Source organism: Vibrio sp. (assembly GCF_038138445.1).
Lineage (GTDB): Bacteria > Pseudomonadota > Gammaproteobacteria > Enterobacterales > Vibrionaceae > Vibrio.
Window position 1 is genome coordinate 1 of record NZ_JAYQDQ010000052.1, and the last position, 20,003, is coordinate 20,003.

The following is a 20,003-nucleotide window of genomic DNA, read 5'->3' on the forward strand; positions in this document are numbered from 1 at the left end:
AGTCTAATAGGAATAAAAAGCCCAATCTGTATTGTTAGATTGGGCTTTTTAGATTGGGCTTTTTAGATTTGGTGGAGATGGGGGGAGTCGAACCCCCGTCCGTCAGTCCTCTGCCATTGGCTCTACATGTTTAGCTCTTTCTATTAATTTAACCCGCAGCGACCCGAAAGTCAGGGTGCCTAGGGCGATCTCGATTAAGTTTTAATGCTTTACCCCCGAGAGAGGGTGCCACACGATCCTGTTCTGCGTGCCACTTTGCAACCATTTACAGGCATCTGGTGCTCAGTGTAAGCGGGATTTAGGCCGCTAGTGCGTAGTTTTCGTCGTTTGCGACTATATATTGCAAGGTTTTATTTACGAGATACCAAGCGCTCTCGACATGCACCGCAGGGTTTGTAACCGGCGTCGAATCCAGTCATCCCCAAAGTGGGGCTAGTATAGCAGTATTTATTTGTCCAAGGCAGGGGCGTTGCTTCAGTGCCTAGTTCGGAGCAAATGATGGTTTCACGTGTTTGGAATGTCATGATGAATTGCTCCTCTGTCGTTAAATTCAGCTTCTATGGCATACATAGCAGCCCCATACCTGTCCCTTAGGTCTCTGATTCGCTTGTGGCACAGTTCTATGAATTTGTCTAAGGTTTGGCCATGTATGTAGCTATTCAAGCCCAGTTGGGAGTCTAGCGAGCCTTTGGTTATGTTGTTTAATAGTTCAGCTTCACTAACTAGATCATGAAAGTTATTTAGTCCCTCGTTCAGATGATGGGCTGCCATTTTTACGGCCTCTGAGTTCGGCAGGCCTAAGTTGCCACTGTGTTTTAATGAGTCAATACGAATGTCTTTTGGTGGTGTTCCTACAGGGGCGCGTTATGTATCGGGAGAAAGATATTGAGGCCTATGAAGCCAACTGCTTGAGGCAGTCGACCTCTGAGTCTGTCAAAGAAAACATTAGTTCTTAGTGACTGCATTAAACAGATTTACCAACTTGAGCTGGTCGACCCGGCTTACCGGTGTTTTGCCGATATTGGGATTGGCTACGACTACTGTCAGTGATTGTGCTCTCGATATAGCTACGTTAATGCGGTGCTTATCGAAGAGGAAGTCCAGCCCTCGGGGTGATTCACTGGCGTCTCTGACACGTGCTCAAGAACACAATTCTCATCCTTTCCAAATATATTCCCAAGTGTGTGACTTTTGGCTCCAAGTTAACTTGTTATCGGTAAGTATTTCTAAACGTATTAGTTGTTATGTCATCAAAATGTCATTTGAGTGTAATTGAACTGAAGTATTTACACATTATATTTTATAGAAATTTATGGAGTTATCTAGATGTATGTATACGCAATTAGCAGAGGTGAAGGTTCCGTCCCTGTATACCGTCAAATTGCCCTTTGGTTGAGGAAAGAGGTTTCTGACAACTACCTACCTGGCGATATCCTTCCGTCTGAGATTGAGTTATCAAAGCGATTGGGGGTAAATCGACACACACTTAGACGCGGTGTGGATGAGCTGGTAAGTAAGGGTTTCGTTGAACGGCGTCATGGTGTTGGCATCATTGTGCTAGAAAAGGCTCATAACTATTCAATAAATGCACAATCCAGATTTACTGAAGCATTTGATTTTTTAGGACTTGAGACAGAAAGCAAGCTCCTTTCGAAGAAAGTAATGATTGCCAATGATGCTACAGCAAAAAAATTGGGAATAGGTTCTGGGGCTCAAATCATACATCTCGAAACTTTGCGCATCGTCGAGAAAAAACCTTTTTGCTTAATAAGTCATTTCTTATGCCTTGATGATTTCTCACTTGTCTTGGATGAATTTCGAGGCGGGTCGCTGCATAGCTTTTTGAAGAAAAATCTTTCTATAAAATTGGAGCGAAAAGAAAGCCTGGTTAGTACCGCTTTGCCAACTTTTGAGGATGCTACTCAGCTTTTAATGCCAAAGAGTGAACCAGTGCTTAAGTCCAAAAGCGTCAATGTAGAAATTACTACCGGTAGACCGATCGAATACGCAATAACGCGTTTTCGTGGCGGGACTACTGAATTAACTTTCAATTTTTAAATATCAACTAATAGGATACTTACTATGAAAATCAAAACCTTCTTTGCAGCCGGTATGGCCGCTTTAACAATTTCTGGTGCTGTTCTGGCCGACTTTCCAGACGGCTCAAAAAGCAATCCATTAAGAGTTCTAATGGTGCCGGCAGACACGGGTACGAATGATATTACTCAAGATTACAAGCCTGTATTTGACGGAATTACAAAGCACTATGGTATTCACTTTGATATAAAAGCAGGCAATAGCTACGCGGCCGTAGTTGAGGGTATGTGTAACGATCACGCTGATATAGCTTGGTTTGGCGCTTCAACTTATGGGGAAGCAAATAATCGTTGCGGAGTTGATTTGTTGGCAGTCGATGTCTTGAAAGGCGAATCTTCATACTACTCAGGTATATTCGTTAAGAAAGGTAATGGCATCAACGAAATATCTGACCTAAAAGGACACAGTGTGGCCTTCGGTAGCACCAGCTCAACTTCATCCTTTAATTTTCCTGTTGCCATGATCATTGCAGCAGGCGTTGATCCTGTAAAGGATCTTAACAAAATTATTGTTGCTGGTTCTCACTCGGCTTCATTGGCAGCACTTGCAGAAGGTAAAGTAGATGCAGCAGCAGCTTCTTATAACTCTTTTGGTAAAGCAGTTCAAAAAGGCGCTATCGATCCAGACAAGTTCAAGCCTCTCGCTAAGTCTCAGCCTATTCCTAATCCACCTTTGGCGATGAACAAGGGGTTGGATAGTTCCCTAAAGGCGAAGCTTAAAGAAGCCTTTAATACGATTCACACCAAGATTGATCCAAGCAAAATTCGTGGATACGGCGGCAAGAAAGTTGACCGTTACGACGCTGAATTTGATGAGCAAAAAATCTTTGATGCTCTCTCCAAACTAGGTGCTGTGACCAAGCAAGTCAAGGAAGCAATGATTGATAAAGCAGGCCAACGTTAATCACACTTTGGTTAAAAATGGAAGGTGTTCATGGACAGAACACCCTTGTTTAAATTGATGGTTTAGAGGTGATAAAAATGCTGGTATTCGAGTCAGTTAGCCGCCGATATGATGACGGCACAATAGCGGTGAACAATGTTTCACTGCAAATACCCCAAGGTGAGTTTTGCGTTTTACTAGGACCTTCTGGTGCTGGCAAATCAACGCTAATGAACATGATTAATGGTATGGTCGAACCAACATCGGGAAAGGTTTCGTTTGATGATGAAGTCATTACTCGAAGCAATCTGCGTCAATTTCAGCGTCAAGTTGGTATGATTCATCAACAGCTCCATCTCATTCCTCGTCTATCTGTTCTACACAATGTGTTAAGTGGTTTACTACCCGAGCGTGGGTTTTGGCGTAGCTTCATAAAATCTTTCCCAAAAGAAGATCAACTAAAAGCTTTTGCCTTACTCAATGAAGTAGGTTTGGAAGAAAAACATTTAATGCGCAGAGCATCAGAGCTCTCGGGCGGTCAACAGCAACGAGTCGCAATAGCTAGAGCTTTTGTTTCTAATCCCAAGGTTGTTTTGGCAGACGAGCCTGTTGCCAGTCTTGATCCTGCAATGAGTCGCAGTGTATTGAATAGTTTAAAGACTGCGGCCAAGCAACATGATGCTACGGTAGTATGCACATTACACCAATTAGATTACGCGTTGGAATTCGCAGATAGGATTGTTGCGTTACGTTCTGGAAAAGTGTTTTTTGACGGAGCCCCTGACGCATTAGACAGCCAAATGCAACAGGCCATTTATACATTCACCCAAAAAGAGGGAAAGGAAGCTGAGTGTGCGAGACTGAATGAGGTGGCAGCATGATAGACGCAAAACACAATCATTGGCGAGAGTGGCCTGTCTATCATGCGATAACGCCTAAACGAGTCTTTTTAACATTTATTGCATTTGTCATTTTATCGATTTCTGCTCATAACACTGAAATGGACAAAGCAGCAATTGAAACATCCAAAGCTGTTTTGTCAACCGTGGGAATTGGTGATTCTCAAGTTCTCGATGGTGTGGTTCGTTTTGCCAGTAAAGCATTCCCTTTTCAAATATCTGAGCGAATTGAAGTTGCTCGAATTGATGATTTTGATCTAGAAGATTTACCTTGGTTTTCCTACATTGAGGCAGGTGAATTGAAGGAGTACGATGCATTAGAGGGCAAATGGACGGTTGAAAAAACTGCATACTTGGTCGATCCAGTAGGTTATTTGAAGAAAGTCATCATTAAAATGTGGGAAACCATAGAAATGGGATTCTGGGGTACGTTGATCTCACTCATGATTTCTTTGCCACTTGGCGTGTTGGCGGCTAAAAATTATGCCCCCCATCGACTGGTATACATAGTTTCTCGCTTTTGGTTGAGTTTTCATAGAGCGATGCCAGAACTCATTCTCGCGTTATTTCTTGTTCTTATGTATGGATTTGGGCCGATCGCTGGTGTTCTCGCTCTCGCAATCCACACAAGCGGTGTACTAGGTAAATTTTTTGCGGACGAAATAGAGAATGCTCCTACTGGGCCTCAATTAGCGCTTAAATCAGCCGGTGCAAGTAGTCTCAAAGTTTTGAGATACGCCGTTTTCCCACATGTTTTACCGGCCTGGATTGCCTACGTTCAGTATATTTTCGAAAGGAATATTCGCACAGCTACGGTACTCGGTATTGTTGGAGCAGGAGGTATTGGTATGGAGCTCAAAGGGCGTTGGGATCTTTTCGATTATGGCCATGTATCAACGATTTTATTTGTAGTATTTATCACGGTACTAGCCCTCGAATACGGATCGCAGAAACTCCGAATGAAAACACTTTAGCCGCCCTATTAAGCAGTTAAAAAATTTGAATTTTATGATGTCTAGACATCTATAAGAGATTTTGAAAATGAGCAAGAAAGTTGAATTGCCACGGTCACAGTGGATTAAGGCACTAAGTCAAATAAAACGATTGGAATTAGTCGAACAAGTTCAAAATCTAGCAAAAGATTGGTTTATTAAACCAGTCTCTCCGCCTCAATCTGGTCTAGGCGCTTTGAAACTGAAAGAGAGCACAATGTCAGAGCCTTTCTTCTTGGGTGAGTTCCCACTTTCCTGCGTTTGGATTGAAATATCTACCCCTGATGGGAGGGTGGTTCAAGGTGCAGCAAATGTTATGCATGATGATGTTGAGTATGCCGAGGTGCTAGCGATTTGCGATGCGGTTTTGGCTGAGGAGCTGGATGGTTTTCATGAGATCGAAGCGTTATTAACACAAGGACTGCATTTATTTGAAGAAAAGGAGATAGCCCGTAGAAAAATTCTTGCGAGTACTCGTGTTGATTTCTCTTTGCTCGAGGATGCGGTAGACCCAAACAAAATAAGCAATGTGGCGGAGGTTATGCAAAATGTTGCAAGTTGATTCGTTGTGGCTGCCACAATTACAGCAGCGAAATTACCGTCATTTGCTTAATGCGATGTCTCGGCCCGGCACTCAAAATGAAATATTACATGGAGTGCCTGATCAATATAAACCTACTTATGGATTTCTACCCTTACTTGCGACACTGACAGACTCGCAAGTATCAATATCAGATCCGGAATTTCTATTAAAGGAAAGCGACTGGAAGATGCTACAAGCTTCAAATACTGAAGTCATAAAGGCGAATTTTATTGTTGCTACTGGTGAAAGGGCTATCGATGAGGGCCCAAAGCTCGGCTCATTAGCTAACCCAGAAGATTCCGCAACCTTAATCATATGTGTTTCCAAGATTGGTGAAGGTGACCAGGCACTTCAACTGACTGGCCCTGGTGTGAATGGCTCAGCAAAAGTACAGATTTGTGGATTGAGTGAATCTTGGTTGGAGCGTAGAAGCGAGTGGTGCTCAAGCTTTCCAATCGGTGTTGATATTCTTTTGTGTGATCGAGACAGCTTTATAGCATTACCGCGAACTACTCGCGTGGAGGTGATCTAATGGCGTATGTTGCAGTCAAAGGCGGTGCTCAAGCACTAAGAGGCGCAGAAGGGGCGTTTGAGTATTTAAGAACACGTGAAGGTGTTGGTCCTATTGATGCAGACACTATTCAAAATCAATTAAGACTATTGCACAGTAGAGTTATCTCTGAGGGCGGCGTTTATCACCCAGAATTAGCAGCGCTAGCAATCAAGCAATTTCATGGCGATACGCTTGAAGCTTCTTTTGCCCTAAGAGCTTTTCGGTCGACCGTACCGCGTCTCGTTGAAACACCACTAATGGATACCGGCAAAATGCGGATCACTCGACGCATATCTGCTGCCTTCAAAGATATTCCAAAGGGACAAATGTTGGGTGCAACAACTGATTATCAACTTAGGTTGATGCGAATGGAAATGCTCGATGAGTCACCAGAAGTATTCCAATCCATTGCGAAAAAGTGGTTATCTAATACTAATGAAACACAAATTCCGGATACATTTCCGAAGGTGTTGGATGAACTAAGAAAGCAGGGGTTGCTTCCACCAGAGCCAGAATTGAACAGTTTGGCGGAACCCTTTGACATTACTCGTGAACCACTCGTTTTTCCAGTGCCAAGATCAGCTGCACTAGCAACAATGGCACGTGCTGAACAAGGTTCCTTGCTCGGCATGGCGTATTCAAACATGCGAGGCTATGGGGATATTCACCCAACCGTTGCTGAATTGAGAGTGGGCTATGTCCCCGTCATGCTTCCACATCCGATTACCAATGAACTCACGGAAATTGGTGAGATAGAGATAACAGAGTGTGAAGTTGTCGCCATGTATGAAGATGAAGAAGATACGCAGCAACATAATTCAAAGGCCATGTTTACTTTAGGCTACGGGGCTTGCTTTGGTCACAATGAGGTCAAAGCCATCAGCATGGCAATATTGGATCGTGCGTTACAAAAAGGCATGAGAGACGGGCCGTCTAATCCTTCAGAAGACCCCGAGTTCGTTTTATTACACGTCGATGGTGTGGACTCCATGGGATTCTGCTCACACTACAAAATGCCTCACTACGTCACATTTCAATCAGATATGGATCGCTTGCGTGCGACTCAAAACAAACACCAAGAGGCAACCGAATCATGAGTCAATACAATTTTGGATTCTTAGATGAATTCGCAAAAAAGGAAGTTAGGCGGTGTACATTAAAAGCAGTCGCGATACCAGGGTACCAGGTGCCTTATTCAAGCCGAGAAATGCCAATGGGACGCGGGTTTGGTACTGGTGGTTTGCAGTTGACACTTTCTCTGATTGGCAAAGATGACACGCTCAAGGTTATAGATCAAGGATCTGATGACTCGGTAAATGCTGTGAACCTTCGAGAATTTATCGAAATGACGTGCCCGGGTATCAATACGACTACTTGCACTGAAGATGCTAACATAATTCAGTCGCGTCACCGTATTCCTGAAAAGGAATTGCGAGAAGACCAGATCATTGTCCTTCAAGTTCCCTATCCCGATCCATTGGTTATCGTTGAGCCCTCGGAAGATAAGCGCAAGCAAATGCATGGTGAAGGTGATTATTCTCGTTTGCTCGTAAAGCTTTATGAAGACCTTATAAAGTACCAAGAAATAACGATATCACACCGTTATCCAACGCGCATAAATGATTGCTACGTTATTGACCCATCGCCTATACCTCGTTGGGACGTGCCGAAAATGCATCAGTCAAAGGCTTTAATCCTGTTGGGTGCTGGACGGGAAAAGAAAATCTATGCGGTACCCCCCTTCACGGATGCAGATCCATTAGCTTTCGACGATGTGCCATTCAGGGTTGAAGATTTTGATGATCAGAAGGGTAAACGTCGAGCTTGTAAAAAATGTGGTTCGACCTCCAGCTTTCTAGACGAATTTGTTGACTCAACAAATGGCGAGAAAGTCTATCAATGCTCTGACAGTGATTACTGTGAAACATTTAAAAAGAAAGCCCTGTCTGAAAATAAACTAAATCCTGAGGAAGCTTTAAATGGATAAGGTATTAGAAGTCAGAAACTTGTCAAAAGTTTATGGTAAAGGGTGTGCCGATTGTTTTGAGCTAACAGGCCCCGAAGCTGATACAAATATTTGCCCTAGTTGCGGCAGCGTCGTGGCAGCACATGATGTTTCTTTTGATCTATACAAGGGAGAGATTCTTGGGATTATGGGGGAGTCAGGTTCTGGGAAGTCGACTTCAGTGAAGAGCTTGTATTTTGATGAAGAACCCACGTCGGGCAGTGCAATCTTTTATGATGAGGGTAAACAACATGATTTGTTTACTTTAAACGCCGCCCAGCAAAGACAATTAGCCAGCCGATGTTTCGGTATGGTTTATCAGAATCCGTATTTAGGGTTGAACTTCGATATTTCAGCTGGAGGGAACATCGCAGAGCGATTGCTGATGTCTAGTGTTAGCAATTTCAGTGATATAAGAAAACGAGCCACCTCTCTTTTGCACAGAACAGAAGTGCCAACCGCAAGAATAGATGCCTTGCCAAAAACTTTCTCGGGAGGCATGCAACAACGCGTACAAATAGCCAAAGCCTTGTCGACTTACCCACCATTACTGTTTCTTGATGAAGTAACAACCGGGCTCGATTTGTCAGTGCAGGCAGCTATTCTTGATTTAATTATGGAAATCCAACAAGAGATAGAAACGGCCATGATCGTAGTTACGCATGACCTCGGAGTGATCCGTTTGTTGGCTGGTCGCACCCTTGTTATGAAATATGGCCGGGTAATTGAATCGGGCTTAACGGACCAGATTCTTGAAGACCCTCAGCATCCATACACCCAACGGCTTGTTGCGTCTGCGTTATAAAAGGAGTTTCCATCTTATGAACAACCACATCAACACAGCTAATGACCGCGTGCTTCGGGTTCAACAATACGCAAAGCAGTTTGTACTTTACGAGCAGGGTAAAATTATTCCCTCCTCACAAAATGTTGAACTATCGGTTTATCAGGGACAGCTGACCGCACTGATAGGCCCTACGGGTTCAGGAAAATCTAGCGTACTAAAAGGTATATATCGGACCTATTTACCAACTTGTGGCAGAGTGTTGTATCAAGCGGAGAATGGTCGTGAATATGACCTAGCGCATGCGGATGAGCATCATATATTACAACTAAGGAAAGAAGAAATTAGCTTTGTGACTCAGTTCTTACACATCTTGCCGCGAAAACCAAGTGAATTTCTTGTTGCTCAGTCTCTTTTGAAACGCGGTACAAGTTTGCAAGAAGCGCTCGAAAAGGCCCGTGACATGCTGTCTCGCCTGAATCTTCCCGAACGATTGTGGAGTCTCTCGCCCGCGAATTTTTCCGGTGGCGAGAAACAGCGCGTAAATCTAGCGAGAAGTTTAGTCGCCAACCCCCGCTTGTTATTACTCGATGAACCGACATCGAGTTTAGATCCCATAACTACTGAAGTGGTATTAAGAGAGCTAAAAAAACTAAAAGAAGAAGGTGTAGCGATGCTCGCCATTTTTCATGACCCAACGCTGGTAGAGAAAATGGCAGAGCACGTTGTCGAACTTCAAATACCACAATCAGTTGACCAATTATTAGAGACGGCCTAAGCATGAAGATATTTATTAAAAATGCAACGATTGTGTTGCGAGATACAATTTTAGAAGAATCGAACTTATTTATTGAAGATGGATTCATTCGCTCAATTAACTCAGATATTTCCCACGCAAATGAAGTAATTGATTTACGCGGAGACCTCTTGATGCCGGGCATGATCGATATTCACTGTGACGCCCTCGAAAAAGAGGTAGAACCCAGGCCAAACGTTCATTTTCCGCTTGATTTTGCTTGTGCGCAAGCGGATAAGCGCAATGCAGCAGCGGGAATCACTACAGTTTATCACGCACTATCATTCGCTCACGAAGAGCTGGGTGTGCGCAATAACGATTTTGCCGGAGAAGTAGCGAGAGCAGTACATAAATGGCAACCGCATGCTCTGGTCGATAACCGTGTCCACTGCAGGTATGAAATTACCGATGAGACGGGAGTACCAATTCTGAAAAATTTGTTAGAAGACGACTTAATGCATATGATTTCCATGATGGATCATACACCCGGTCAAGGTCAGTTTAAGGATATGGCGGCCTATAAAAACTACTTGAGTCGTATGTATAAAAAAACAGATGAAGAAATCGACGATATTGTCACGCGTAAAGCAGCTTCCGCGTCCGGAGCGTTTGAACGAATGAAAGAGCTTAGTGCTTTAGCACATCAACGTAATATATCAGTGGCGAGTCATGATGATGATTCTGTTGAACGTGTTGCGACAATGAGTGAGATTGGCGCTGATATCTCCGAATTTCCGATCAACTTAGAGGCTGCTAAGGCCGCCAAAGCTGCTAATATGTCGACGGTTTTCGGCGCTCCCAATATATTGCGAGGGAAAAGTCAGTCTGGTTCTATGAAAGCTATTGAGGCTATAGAAAATGGCGTAGCAGACTGCCTTTGTGCTGATTACTCCCCTGCAGCGCTTATCGTAGCGATATTCAAGATTCCTCAACTAATCGATATGTCCTTGGTGGATGCCATAAAACTAGTGACTTTGAATCCTGCAAAAGCTGCAAGATTATCTGACAGAGGAGAAATTGCGGTAGGTAAGCGAGCTGACCTTGTTGCTGTTAGCTTGCCTGGTGGTCTTCCTCAAATATCCAGAACATGGAGTGCCGGAGACTTAGTATTTCAGGTTCAATATGATCATGGCTAAGCTGTTTTATATTATTGGCCCCTCCGGTGCGGGGAAAGACGCACTGATAAATTATCTTCGCAAGCATTTTAAGCCCGAAGACGGCATTGCTTTCGCACATCGATATATTACGCGGGATGCCAATGCTGGTGGAGAGAACCATGTTGCGTTATCAGAAAAAGAGTTTCTTCATCGACAAGAGGCGGGCTTATTTTCAATGGATTGGCAGAGCCATGGCAACTACTATGGCATCGGCCTAGAAATTGAAGGATGGCTAGGTCGGGACATAAATGTTGTGGTTAACGGCTCTCGGTCTTATTTATCAGAAGCGAGAAATCGTTTCGAGAATTTATGCCCTATTTTAGTATATGTCGATTCAGACGTGTTAAGAAATCGTTTGTTATTACGAGGCAGGGAGTCTGATGATGAGATCGAGCAAAGGCTTGCAAAAGCTAAGCAAGACGAAAGTTATTTTGTGTCACAAAATGATATTCTCAGAGTAGAAAATAATGGCTCTTTAGAAGAGGCTGGCAAACACTTATTTGATCTTATTGTTGAAGAAAAAAATTGCATTCAACAGCAGGCCTATCAATGAAAGTGACGCTTTTGGGGACGGGTGCCGCTGGGGGGGTTCCCTTGTTTGGATGTCGATGTCCAGTCTGCCTTAAGGCCAAGACTATGTCTTCATTTAAGAGACAACCAGCTTGTGCGTTAATAGAAGTAGATGGGGCGGCCTACTTAATTGATGCGGGGATCATGAATATTGGGGAGCGTTTCGATTCCTCTTTTCTCAATGGAATCTTCCTGACCCATTTTCACCCCGACCATGTTCAGGGTTTGTTTCACATTCGCTGGGGTCAAGAACCTAAGATTCCAGTATATTGTCCTCCTGACAAAGAGGGGTGTGCTGATCTCTATAAACATCCGGGATTACTAGAATTCAGGCAGCTTAAGAAATTTGGCAGAATAGAACTGAACGATCTAGAAGTGATTGCGTTGCCATTGATTCACTCGAAGCTTACTTTTGGTTATTTGTTTAAATATGCTGGCACCTCTCTAGCGTATCTCACAGATACCAAAGGTCTCCCACCCAAAGTCACAGATTGTCTAAAGTTTATTGGTCTTGACTGCTTGATCATTGATACCAGTTATCCTCCAACCGTCCAAAACAAAAATCATAACAACCTTAACGATACGCTTGCTATTCACGACTCAATTTGCCCTAAAAAAACGGTGCTGACGCACATTACTCATCATCTCGACAACTGGTTTCAAGATAATAAAAATCAGTTACCGGAAAATGTGATTGTAGGAAATGACGCCATGGTTATTGAGCTATGAATAACACTTTGAGATTGAGCGTATTTGTTACAGGGCAGGTTAATGGTCAATAATGCGCTAGTTTTGCTAGCGCTTTCCGTTTTCATGCATGTTGCTTGGAACGTTATGACTCGTTTTACAGACAAGCGTGCAAACTTTTTATGGTGGGGATTATTAGCTCATACGCTCATATTCGCTCCTTGGTCAATATCTCAATTGGTCATTGAAGCACGCTGGAATGATGAGCTAATTTTGGCATTGCTATTTTCTGTAATTACAAATGTATTCTACTTCTTTGCCCTTCGTCGTGCCTACCATTTTGCGAGTGTGTCGTTCGTCTATCCCATCGCAAGAAGTTCGCCAATATTAATCGCTTTTTGGGCTTGGGCTTTATTTGATGATCGTCTCAGTTTGATGGGTTTTTCTGGAATATTTATTAGCATCTTTGGGCTCTGGTTGCTCGCCAAGTTCGATAGTGGTTTACATACGGCCTCTGCTTTGAAGTGGGCTTTGTTGGCAGCTCTAGGGACTAGTATTTATTCTGTAAGTGATAAAGTGGCGGTTAATTATCTACCTACCTTTGGGGCACAACTTGGCTACATTTCAGTAGGCTATTTTGCATCCTTTGTTTTTCTATCTCTTGAGCAATATAAAAAGACCGACAGCTTTGTGCCCGAACAAAAACCGAAATGGTTTTTAATATTTACAGGTGGGTTATTTATTGGCGTAGCCTATGCGTTGGTTGTAAGAGCAATGGTTCAATTGCCAGCCTCTGCGGCAGTAGCGATTAGTAACAGTGGCATTGTGTTAGCGACATTGGTATCGGTGCTGATATTCAAGGAGAAGGAGTCAGCATTTCAGCGATTATTTTGTTCAATAGTCATATCGCTAGGAATTGCATTGGTTGTTATTGATTTGTAGTAGTGGGATAACAAACAATGCCTGGATAAATGCGTAAAATGAAACAGGCAGTTTAGAACTTCCATGCTGACTTGTCCTAGGTAAATAAACCAAACGGGAACTGAGTAATTGAAAAAGTTATGGGGCTGCCTCGCACCGGAAAAAGGATTGTTCTCAAATGATAAAGTCTTGGCCCATTTTGACTCGCCCGCTAGTATGCTATTGGTTTTAAATGGTTCTCTGTTATCTGGTCATCGGCTTGGGGCTTGAGAGATGGGGGAGAGACGCATATAGTAATTGCCAATTTAGAGAATATTTGTCTTGAAAAGTCCGAGATTAAAATAGCACGAAGTTGTTAAAGCCTTATGGAATAAGGTGGGTAGGCAAAAAAAGGCCAACCGAGAACGGTTGACCTTCTGCAATTGGTGGAGATGGGGGGACAGTCTGACACACGGCTGTTAAGTGATTGATTATTATGTAAATCAATAAGTTAAGCGTTTATTTTGTTACATTTACTGTTACATTTACGTAAAAAATAAAACCATTTTTCTGAGATTATTGACAATGCTCAGCACCATGCACTTCCTCTATACTAGCTATAGTGTTTGGCTTTGTTGCTCACAAAATCTTGGCTATAATTTTTATTGTTGCAGGCCATATCCATAGATACCCAGAAGTAGCAACTATGATAGACATAATGTAGCCTTTTTCTTTGATTCCATAGTAGACCCCAATAAATGTGCCGGCACTAAGGCCGCTCATAAAGATGGCGTAAATTATTTCTGCGAAAGTTGAGTCCTTTCCTCCAGCTACATTTACTAATACCATGAGAATTGGTAAACCATAGAATACAGCAAGCACAACCCAATCCTTCTTATCCATTTATTTCTCCTTTATACTTTTATACATAATAACTGGTTAGTAAGTTGCTTCTAGGATGTTCATGGGAGCTTTGATTTTTCGTGAGTGTTTATAAATAATTTGTAGTGTAGTTAGGGTCATTTATCGTAGGCAGAGAACTTATTTTTTGTAAAAAATTCTGAGTTTCTTTATTTTATACAAGAAAATGGCTAGTGCCCCGTCAGGGTTTGGGATAAAGATTACGTTAACAAGGGTGGGGCTTTTACCATCCTAAATTAGACCGGAGTTTGAAATGGATTTTTTTTATCAGCTTTTAAATGACCTTCAGGACCCCCTAGAAAACTTAGACTCAATCGCTGGCGGTCTAATGATAGCTTTAATTGTTTATGCCTTCTGCTATATGTCTTTTTCTTTTGCGTTAGCCTATATAATAATCGTGCCTTATCTATATTTAACTAGGCGAAGAACAGCCAAGAAGTTTGTTATTCACGGTGAGGAACAACACTACTATGATTACAGGAAGGTCTCGTGGCTTCATAAATATCTGAGATTAGGGGAGTGGAATGTGGACGAGCGTGCCGATGAATTTACTTGGGGAACCTATTTCGGTGAGCTACTGCAAGTTAGTTTCGTTTTGTTCTTAGTTTTTTCGATCGTATCCCAGTTCCTTTGAATCTAACCAAGTGTTCTTTAAGCCTGTTTATAAGGCCTGATGGTTACCTTCATAATCTTTAGCTAAATTAACCATATATTCTCCTATAGAAGCCCTCAGCTTGATATCAGAGACTTGTTCAGATGTTAACTCGGGCTTTCTCCAATCCTTACGCCTCGCCTCTGAGCGGCTGCTATACCCTCGCGATGTATAATTCAAATTATAGACCTTTCAAACTATGAAAACTCTCCAAGCATTTGTAGCATAAGCTTGTCCATTGGTGATTCGTTGTCAGAGAATTCTTTGGTTTTTTTAATTTATATTTTAATCAATAAGTTACAAGGATATTCTGTTACATTGTGATTGCAGTATGGGTAACGAATAACAATGGCTGTTAATTGCTGGATTAAACAGATGGATGCAGACAAAAGATGCCTTTGCAGATGAAATCTGAAGCTCTTCATAAGGAGCTTCAGACATTTATTGTGAATGCTGCTGGTGGGGCTGTATTTGTAGTGATAGGTGGTACTAGCTTCTAGCCAGCCCTAATTATCTCAATAACATCTTCAAGCTCTTCAAAAGTTAAGTGTCTGAATTCACTCGAACCTGAAAAATTACGTTTGAATGACACTGGTTTACCCATCTTGAGGATTTGGCCCTCAAGCTGCTTAGCCCTAACTGTTCCAACGATTTCCATGATAATTGTCTTTGGGTCAAATCCAGCATCCTTTGCTACATCATAGATACGTTGGTCTCCAAGATTTTGACTAGTAATACCTACCTTGAATATGTCTCCTTCTGCAAACCATAGGTACACAACGTCCCTAGTGTTATAAGTGTCTTTGTATCCCAAGTGTTGTGTTATTTCATCTAGTATTCCCAGCCGTCTAGCATAAGAATAGGCGTTATTATTCTTCTTATAAAAGTCAGTTCTAGTGGCATACTTCTTAGCTTCTGCAGCAAGTAATTCAGACGTCCAGTTGACTCTTGCGGTATACTCCATGTGAGCGCAAACTTCATCAAGGATACCTCTTACTGTAGCTATACCATAGGCAGTAGAAGCTTTCTGAAATTCATTTCTCCTCTGGTACTTCAGCGCTTCTTTAGCAATATCTTCGTTAGACCATTGCCTATTCTTGGGGGTCATATGTGCACATGCTTTGTCGAGGATGCCTCTACGTAGGGCTGAAGTGTAGGCAAGTTTATTACCATCTTTGAACTCACTACGTGAATTATACTTTAGCGCTTCTTCAATAATCATGTCTTCAGTCCACCTAGTTATCAGCAGTTTCATGTGGCCACAGACATCATCCAAAATGCCACGTTTAGCTGCTATCTGGTATGCATTACTGTTTTCAGCAAACTCTCCTCGTGTAGAGTATTTGAGCGCCTCCTCTACAATCATCTCATCAGTCCAGTTTGTGATTAAGTTGTCCATATGGGAACAAACATCATCCAAGATGCCACGCTTCCAAGCAGCTTTATATGCGGCTCCGTTGTTGGCTCGTAGCTCTATTCTAGTAGTGTACTGAGCAGCGGCTTCTTTGAGCTTTTCGTAGGTCCACAGTGGCTGCATGTGTGAGCATATTTCTTCGAATATACCTCTTTTGTGGGCTGCTTGATAAGCGCCATTTGAGTGTGTTTTGAAGTCCATTCTTGTGGTGTATTTCTTGGCCTCTTCAGCTAGTAACTCATCCGTCCAATACATCCTAGGAGCAATCATGTGAGAACAAATATCAACAAGGATTTTGCGGTGCTTATCGAAGAGGAAGTCCAGCCCTGAGGGTAATTCACTGGCGTCGCTGACACTTGCTCAAGAACACAATTCTCATCCTTTCCAAATATATTCCCAAGTGTGTGACTTTTGGCTCCAAGTTAACTTGTTATCGGTAAGTATTTCTAAACGTATTAGTTGTTATGTCATCAAAATGTCATTTGAGTGTAATTGAACTGAAGTATTTACACATTATATTTTATAGAAATTTATGGAGTTATCTAGATGTATGTATACGCAATTAGCAGAGGTGAAGGTTCCGTCCCTGTATACCGTCAAATTGCCCTTTGGTTGAGGAAAGAGGTTTCTGACAACTACCTACCTGGCGATATCCTTCCGTCTGAGATTGAGTTATCAAAGCGATTGGGGGTAAATCGACACACACTTAGACGCGGTGTGGATGAGCTGGTAAGTAAGGGTTTCGTTGAACGGCGTCATGGTGTTGGCATCATTGTGCTAGAAAAGGCTCATAACTATTCAATAAATGCACAATCCAGATTTACTGAAGCATTTGATTTTTTAGGACTTGAGACAGAAAGCAAGCTCCTTTCGAAGAAAGTAATGATTGCCAATGATGCTACAGCAAAAAAATTGGGAATAGGTTCTGGGGCTCAAATCATACATCTCGAAACTTTGCGCATCGTCGAGAAAAAACCTTTTTGCTTAATAAGTCATTTCTTATGCCTTGATGATTTCTCACTTGTCTTGGATGAATTTCGAGGCGGGTCGCTGCATAGCTTTTTGAAGAAAAATCTTTCTATAAAATTGGAGCGAAAAGAAAGCCTGGTTAGTACCGCTTTGCCAACTTTTGAGGATGCTACTCAGCTTTTAATGCCAAAGAGTGAACCAGTGCTTAAGTCCAAAAGCGTCAATGTAGAAATTACTACCGGTAGACCGATCGAATACGCAATAACGCGTTTTCGTGGCGGGACTACTGAATTAACTTTCAATTTTTAAATATCAACTAATAGGATACTTACTATGAAAATCAAAACCTTCTTTGCAGCCGGTATGGCCGCTTTAACAATTTCTGGTGCTGTTCTGGCCGACTTTCCAGACGGCTCAAAAAGCAATCCATTAAGAGTTCTAATGGTGCCGGCAGACACGGGTACGAATGATATTACTCAAGATTACAAGCCTGTATTTGACGGAATTACAAAGCACTATGGTATTCACTTTGATATAAAAGCAGGCAATAGCTACGCGGCCGTAGTTGAGGGTATGTGTAACGATCACGCTGATATAGCTTGGTTTGGCGCTTCAACTTATGGGGAAGCAAATAATCGTTGCGGAGTTGATTTGTTGGCAGTCGATGTCTTGAAAGGCGAATCTTCATACTACTCAGGTATATTCGTTAAGAAAGGTAATGGCATCAACGAAATATCTGACCTAAAAGGACACAGTGTGGCCTTCGGTAGCACCAGCTCAACTTCATCCTTTAATTTTCCTGTTGCCATGATCATTGCAGCAGGCGTTGATCCTGTAAAGGATCTTAACAAAATTATTGTTGCTGGTTCTCACTCGGCTTCATTGGCAGCACTTGCAGAAGGTAAAGTAGATGCAGCAGCAGCTTCTTATAACTCTTTTGGTAAAGCAGTTCAAAAAGGCGCTATCGATCCAGACAAGTTCAAGCCTCTCGCTAAGTCTCAGCCTATTCCTAATCCACCTTTGGCGATGAACAAGGGGTTGGATAGTTCCCTAAAGGCGAAGCTTAAAGAAGCCTTTAATACGATTCACACCAAGATTGATCCAAGCAAAATTCGTGGATACGGCGGCAAGAAAGTTGACCGTTACGACGCTGAATTTGATGAGCAAAAAATCTTTGATGCTCTCTCCAAACTAGGTGCTGTGACCAAGCAAGTCAAGGAAGCAATGATTGATAAAGCAGGCCAACGTTAATCACACTTTGGTTAAAAATGGAAGGTGTTCATGGACAGAACACCCTTGTTTAAATTGATGGTTTAGAGGTGATAAAAATGCTGGTATTCGAGTCAGTTAGCCGCCGATATGATGACGGCACAATAGCGGTGAACAATGTTTCACTGCAAATACCCCAAGGTGAGTTTTGCGTTTTACTAGGACCTTCTGGTGCTGGCAAATCAACGCTAATGAACATGATTAATGGTATGGTCGAACCAACATCGGGAAAGGTTTCGTTTGATGATGAAGTCATTACTCGAAGCAATCTGCGTCAATTTCAGCGTCAAGTTGGTATGATTCATCAACAGCTCCATCTCATTCCTCGTCTATCTGTTCTACACAATGTGTTAAGTGGTTTACTACCCGAGCGTGGGTTTTGGCGTAGCTTCATAAAATCTTTCCCAAAAGAAGATCAACTAAAAGCTTTTGCCTTACTCAATGAAGTAGGTTTGGAAGAAAAACATTTAATGCGCAGAGCATCAGAGCTCTCGGGCGGTCAACAGCAACGAGTCGCAATAGCTAGAGCTTTTGTTTCTAATCCCAAGGTTGTTTTGGCAGACGAGCCTGTTGCCAGTCTTGATCCTGCAATGAGTCGCAGTGTATTGAATAGTTTAAAGACTGCGGCCAAGCAACATGATGCTACGGTAGTATGCACATTACACCAATTAGATTACGCGTTGGAATTCGCAGATAGGATTGTTGCGTTACGTTCTGGAAAAGTGTTTTTTGACGGAGCCCCTGACGCATTAGACAGCCAAATGCAACAGGCCATTTATACATTCACCCAAAAAGAGGGAAAGGAAGCTGAGTGTGCGAGACTGAATGAGGTGGCAGCATGATAGACGCAAAACACAATCATTGGCGAGAGTGGCCTGTCTATCATGCGATAACGCCTAAACGAGTCTTTTTAACATTTATTGCATTTGTCATTTTATCGATTTCTGCTCATAACACTGAAATGGACAAAGCAGCAATTGAAACATCCAAAGCTGTTTTGTCAACCGTGGGAATTGGTGATTCTCAAGTTCTCGATGGTGTGGTTCGTTTTGCCAGTAAAGCATTCCCTTTTCAAATATCTGAGCGAATTGAAGTTGCTCGAATTGATGATTTTGATCTAGAAGATTTACCTTGGTTTTCCTACATTGAGGCAGGTGAATTGAAGGAGTACGATGCATTAGAGGGCAAATGGACGGTTGAAAAAACTGCATACTTGGTCGATCCAGTAGGTTATTTGAAGAAAGTCATCATTAAAATGTGGGAAACCATAGAAATGGGATTCTGGGGTACGTTGATCTCACTCATGATTTCTTTGCCACTTGGCGTGTTGGCGGCTAAAAATTATGCCCCCCATCGACTGGTATACATAGTTTCTCGCTTTTGGTTGAGTTTTCATAGAGCGATGCCAGAACTCATTCTCGCGTTATTTCTTGTTCTTATGTATGGATTTGGGCCGATCGCTGGTGTTCTCGCTCTCGCAATCCACACAAGCGGTGTACTAGGTAAATTTTTTGCGGACGAAATAGAGAATGCTCCTACTGGGCCTCAATTAGCGCTTAAATCAGCCGGTGCAAGTAGTCTCAAAGTTTTGAGATACGCCGTTTTCCCACATGTTTTACCGGCCTGGATTGCCTACGTTCAGTATATTTTCGAAAGGAATATTCGCACAGCTACGGTACTCGGTATTGTTGGAGCAGGAGGTATTGGTATGGAGCTCAAAGGGCGTTGGGATCTTTTCGATTATGGCCATGTATCAACGATTTTATTTGTAGTATTTATCACGGTACTAGCCCTCGAATACGGATCGCAGAAACTCCGAATGAAAACACTTTAGCCGCCCTATTAAGCAGTTAAAAAATTTGAATTTTATGAT

Annotated in this window: 22 protein-coding genes and 1 other RNA gene; 18 read left to right on the forward strand and 5 right to left on the reverse strand. The window is 42.4% G+C overall.

Annotated elements, in window-relative coordinates:
* Positions 1-69: 69 nt before the first annotated feature.
* Together ssrA and AAFM34_RS13560 are read right to left on the reverse strand one after the other, a co-directional pair.
* Positions 70-423, reverse strand: a transfer-messenger RNA (tmRNA) gene (gene ssrA / locus AAFM34_RS13555).
* A gap of 81 nt (positions 424-504) precedes the next feature.
* Positions 505-771 (reverse strand): hypothetical protein, encoded by a 267-nt coding sequence (locus tag AAFM34_RS13560; protein ID WP_341663693.1) that lies wholly within the window; start codon positions 769-771, stop codon positions 505-507.
* Between the two features lie 555 nt (positions 772-1,326).
* On the opposite strand from AAFM34_RS13560, the gene phnF (AAFM34_RS13565) reads away from it, so the two are divergent.
* From phnF (AAFM34_RS13565) to AAFM34_RS13630, 14 genes are all read left to right on the forward strand, one after another.
* Entirely contained in the window at positions 1,327-2,058 is a 732-nt protein-coding gene (phnF, locus tag AAFM34_RS13565) for a phosphonate metabolism transcriptional regulator PhnF (protein ID WP_341663695.1), read from the forward strand.
* A gap of 24 nt (positions 2,059-2,082) precedes the next feature.
* Positions 2,083-3,000, forward strand: a complete 918-nt coding sequence (locus tag AAFM34_RS13570; protein ID WP_341663697.1) for a phosphate/phosphite/phosphonate ABC transporter substrate-binding protein — start codon at positions 2,083-2,085, stop codon at positions 2,998-3,000.
* A gap of 77 nt (positions 3,001-3,077) precedes the next feature.
* On the forward strand, positions 3,078-3,860 hold the full coding sequence (gene phnC, locus AAFM34_RS13575; RefSeq protein WP_341663699.1) for a phosphonate ABC transporter ATP-binding protein: 783 nt from the start codon (positions 3,078-3,080) through the stop codon (positions 3,858-3,860).
* Complete coding sequence (gene phnE / locus AAFM34_RS13580; RefSeq protein ID WP_341663701.1) at positions 3,857-4,852, forward strand: phosphonate ABC transporter, permease protein PhnE; 996 nt, start codon at positions 3,857-3,859, stop codon at positions 4,850-4,852. Before phnC (AAFM34_RS13575) ends, phnE (AAFM34_RS13580) begins: the two co-directional genes overlap by 4 nt.
* Before the next feature lie 67 nt (positions 4,853-4,919).
* Positions 4,920-5,432, forward strand: a complete 513-nt coding sequence (phnG, locus tag AAFM34_RS13585) for a phosphonate C-P lyase system protein PhnG (RefSeq protein ID WP_341663703.1) — start codon at positions 4,920-4,922, stop codon at positions 5,430-5,432.
* Positions 5,419-5,985 carry a phosphonate C-P lyase system protein PhnH gene (phnH, locus tag AAFM34_RS13590; protein ID WP_341663705.1) on the forward strand — a complete coding sequence of 189 codons (567 nt, stop codon included), beginning with the start codon at positions 5,419-5,421 and terminating at the stop codon, positions 5,983-5,985. Before phnG ends, phnH begins: the two co-directional genes overlap by 14 nt.
* On the forward strand, positions 5,985-7,103 hold the full coding sequence (locus AAFM34_RS13595) for a carbon-phosphorus lyase complex subunit PhnI (protein WP_341663707.1): 1,119 nt from the start codon (positions 5,985-5,987) through the stop codon (positions 7,101-7,103). The genes phnH and AAFM34_RS13595 overlap by 1 nt, the downstream gene beginning before the upstream one ends.
* Positions 7,100-7,993, forward strand: coding sequence for an alpha-D-ribose 1-methylphosphonate 5-phosphate C-P-lyase PhnJ (locus AAFM34_RS13600; RefSeq protein ID WP_341663709.1), 894 nt, complete (start codon positions 7,100-7,102; stop codon positions 7,991-7,993). The genes AAFM34_RS13595 and AAFM34_RS13600 overlap by 4 nt, the downstream gene beginning before the upstream one ends.
* On the forward strand, positions 7,986-8,816 hold the full coding sequence (locus AAFM34_RS13605; RefSeq protein ID WP_341663711.1) for an ATP-binding cassette domain-containing protein: 831 nt from the start codon (positions 7,986-7,988) through the stop codon (positions 8,814-8,816). Before AAFM34_RS13600 ends, AAFM34_RS13605 begins: the two co-directional genes overlap by 8 nt.
* Before the next feature lie 16 nt (positions 8,817-8,832).
* Positions 8,833-9,573 (forward strand): ATP-binding cassette domain-containing protein, encoded by a 741-nt coding sequence (locus AAFM34_RS13610; protein WP_341663713.1) that lies wholly within the window; start codon positions 8,833-8,835, stop codon positions 9,571-9,573.
* 2 nt (positions 9,574-9,575) lie between these two features.
* Entirely contained in the window at positions 9,576-10,727 is a 1,152-nt protein-coding gene (locus AAFM34_RS13615) for an alpha-D-ribose 1-methylphosphonate 5-triphosphate diphosphatase (RefSeq protein WP_341663716.1), read from the forward strand.
* Positions 10,720-11,301, forward strand: coding sequence for a phosphonate metabolism protein/1,5-bisphosphokinase (PRPP-forming) PhnN (gene phnN, locus AAFM34_RS13620; RefSeq protein ID WP_341663718.1), 582 nt, complete (start codon positions 10,720-10,722; stop codon positions 11,299-11,301). Before AAFM34_RS13615 ends, phnN begins: the two co-directional genes overlap by 8 nt.
* On the forward strand, positions 11,298-12,047 hold the full coding sequence (phnP, locus tag AAFM34_RS13625) for a phosphonate metabolism protein PhnP (RefSeq protein WP_341663720.1): 750 nt from the start codon (positions 11,298-11,300) through the stop codon (positions 12,045-12,047). Before phnN ends, phnP begins: the two co-directional genes overlap by 4 nt.
* A gap of 42 nt (positions 12,048-12,089) precedes the next feature.
* Entirely contained in the window at positions 12,090-12,947 is an 858-nt protein-coding gene (locus AAFM34_RS13630) for an EamA family transporter (RefSeq protein WP_341663722.1), read from the forward strand.
* A 597-nt stretch (positions 12,948-13,544) separates the two neighbouring features.
* Here AAFM34_RS13630 and AAFM34_RS13635 read toward each other — a convergent pair.
* The 3 genes from AAFM34_RS13635 to AAFM34_RS13645 all read right to left on the reverse strand — a co-directional run bounded on the left by AAFM34_RS13635 (position 13,545) and on the right by AAFM34_RS13645 (position 16,015).
* Positions 13,545-13,808 (reverse strand): hypothetical protein, encoded by a 264-nt coding sequence (locus tag AAFM34_RS13635; protein ID WP_341663724.1) that lies wholly within the window; start codon positions 13,806-13,808, stop codon positions 13,545-13,547.
* A gap of 679 nt (positions 13,809-14,487) precedes the next feature.
* Positions 14,488-14,658, reverse strand: a complete 171-nt coding sequence (locus tag AAFM34_RS13640) for a hypothetical protein (RefSeq protein ID WP_341663726.1) — start codon at positions 14,656-14,658, stop codon at positions 14,488-14,490.
* A 316-nt stretch (positions 14,659-14,974) separates the two neighbouring features.
* Complete coding sequence (locus tag AAFM34_RS13645) at positions 14,975-16,015, reverse strand: hypothetical protein (RefSeq protein WP_341663728.1); 1,041 nt, start codon at positions 16,013-16,015, stop codon at positions 14,975-14,977.
* Positions 16,016-16,438: 423 nt separating this feature from the next.
* Here AAFM34_RS13645 and phnF (AAFM34_RS13650) point away from each other — a divergent pair, with 423 nt between their 5' ends.
* The 4 genes from phnF (AAFM34_RS13650) to phnE (AAFM34_RS13665) all read left to right on the forward strand — a co-directional run bounded on the left by phnF (AAFM34_RS13650) (position 16,439) and on the right by phnE (AAFM34_RS13665) (position 19,964).
* Positions 16,439-17,170, forward strand: a complete 732-nt coding sequence (gene phnF / locus AAFM34_RS13650) for a phosphonate metabolism transcriptional regulator PhnF (protein ID WP_341663695.1) — start codon at positions 16,439-16,441, stop codon at positions 17,168-17,170.
* Positions 17,171-17,194: 24 nt separating this feature from the next.
* On the forward strand, positions 17,195-18,112 hold the full coding sequence (locus AAFM34_RS13655; RefSeq protein ID WP_341663697.1) for a phosphate/phosphite/phosphonate ABC transporter substrate-binding protein: 918 nt from the start codon (positions 17,195-17,197) through the stop codon (positions 18,110-18,112).
* A 77-nt stretch (positions 18,113-18,189) separates the two neighbouring features.
* A complete protein-coding gene (phnC, locus tag AAFM34_RS13660; protein ID WP_341663699.1) occupies positions 18,190-18,972 on the forward strand; it encodes a phosphonate ABC transporter ATP-binding protein in 783 nt (260 codons plus the stop codon).
* Positions 18,969-19,964 (forward strand): phosphonate ABC transporter, permease protein PhnE, encoded by a 996-nt coding sequence (gene phnE, locus AAFM34_RS13665; protein WP_341663701.1) that lies wholly within the window; start codon positions 18,969-18,971, stop codon positions 19,962-19,964. Before phnC (AAFM34_RS13660) ends, phnE (AAFM34_RS13665) begins: the two co-directional genes overlap by 4 nt.
* The last annotated feature ends 39 nt before the right edge of the window (positions 19,965-20,003 follow it).

Bases quoted from the DNA above. Each gene is read 5' to 3' on its own strand.
- AAFM34_RS13570 (WP_341663697.1), top strand. From the start codon at position 2,083: ATGAAAATCAAAACCTTCTTTGCAGCCGGTATGGCCGCTTTAACAATT.
- AAFM34_RS13600 (WP_341663709.1), top strand. From the start codon at position 7,100: ATGAGTCAATACAATTTTGGATTCTTAGATGAATTCGCAAAAAAGGAA.
- AAFM34_RS13610 (WP_341663713.1), top strand. From the start codon at position 8,833: ATGAACAACCACATCAACACAGCTAATGACCGCGTGCTTCGGGTTCAA.
- phnC (WP_341663699.1), top strand. From the start codon at position 18,190: ATGCTGGTATTCGAGTCAGTTAGCCGCCGATATGATGACGGCACAATA.
- phnG (WP_341663703.1), top strand. From the start codon at position 4,920: ATGAGCAAGAAAGTTGAATTGCCACGGTCACAGTGGATTAAGGCACTA.
- phnE (WP_341663701.1), top strand. From the start codon at position 18,969: ATGATAGACGCAAAACACAATCATTGGCGAGAGTGGCCTGTCTATCAT.
- AAFM34_RS13630 (WP_341663722.1), top strand. From the start codon at position 12,090: ATGGTCAATAATGCGCTAGTTTTGCTAGCGCTTTCCGTTTTCATGCAT.
- AAFM34_RS13645 (WP_341663728.1), bottom strand. From the start codon at position 16,015: ATGCAGCCACTGTGGACCTACGAAAAGCTCAAAGAAGCCGCTGCTCAG.
- AAFM34_RS13560 (WP_341663693.1), bottom strand. From the start codon at position 771: ATGGCAGCCCATCATCTGAACGAGGGACTAAATAACTTTCATGATCTA.
- AAFM34_RS13615 (WP_341663716.1), top strand. From the start codon at position 9,576: ATGAAGATATTTATTAAAAATGCAACGATTGTGTTGCGAGATACAATT.
- phnH (WP_341663705.1), top strand. From the start codon at position 5,419: ATGTTGCAAGTTGATTCGTTGTGGCTGCCACAATTACAGCAGCGAAAT.
- phnP (WP_341663720.1), top strand. From the start codon at position 11,298: ATGAAAGTGACGCTTTTGGGGACGGGTGCCGCTGGGGGGGTTCCCTTG.
- AAFM34_RS13605 (WP_341663711.1), top strand. From the start codon at position 7,986: ATGGATAAGGTATTAGAAGTCAGAAACTTGTCAAAAGTTTATGGTAAA.
- phnN (WP_341663718.1), top strand. From the start codon at position 10,720: ATGGCTAAGCTGTTTTATATTATTGGCCCCTCCGGTGCGGGGAAAGAC.
- phnE (WP_341663701.1), top strand. From the start codon at position 3,857: ATGATAGACGCAAAACACAATCATTGGCGAGAGTGGCCTGTCTATCAT.
- AAFM34_RS13635 (WP_341663724.1), bottom strand. From the start codon at position 13,808: ATGGATAAGAAGGATTGGGTTGTGCTTGCTGTATTCTATGGTTTACCA.
- AAFM34_RS13655 (WP_341663697.1), top strand. From the start codon at position 17,195: ATGAAAATCAAAACCTTCTTTGCAGCCGGTATGGCCGCTTTAACAATT.
- phnF (WP_341663695.1), top strand. From the start codon at position 16,439: ATGTATGTATACGCAATTAGCAGAGGTGAAGGTTCCGTCCCTGTATAC.
- phnC (WP_341663699.1), top strand. From the start codon at position 3,078: ATGCTGGTATTCGAGTCAGTTAGCCGCCGATATGATGACGGCACAATA.
- AAFM34_RS13595 (WP_341663707.1), top strand. From the start codon at position 5,985: ATGGCGTATGTTGCAGTCAAAGGCGGTGCTCAAGCACTAAGAGGCGCA.
- phnF (WP_341663695.1), top strand. From the start codon at position 1,327: ATGTATGTATACGCAATTAGCAGAGGTGAAGGTTCCGTCCCTGTATAC.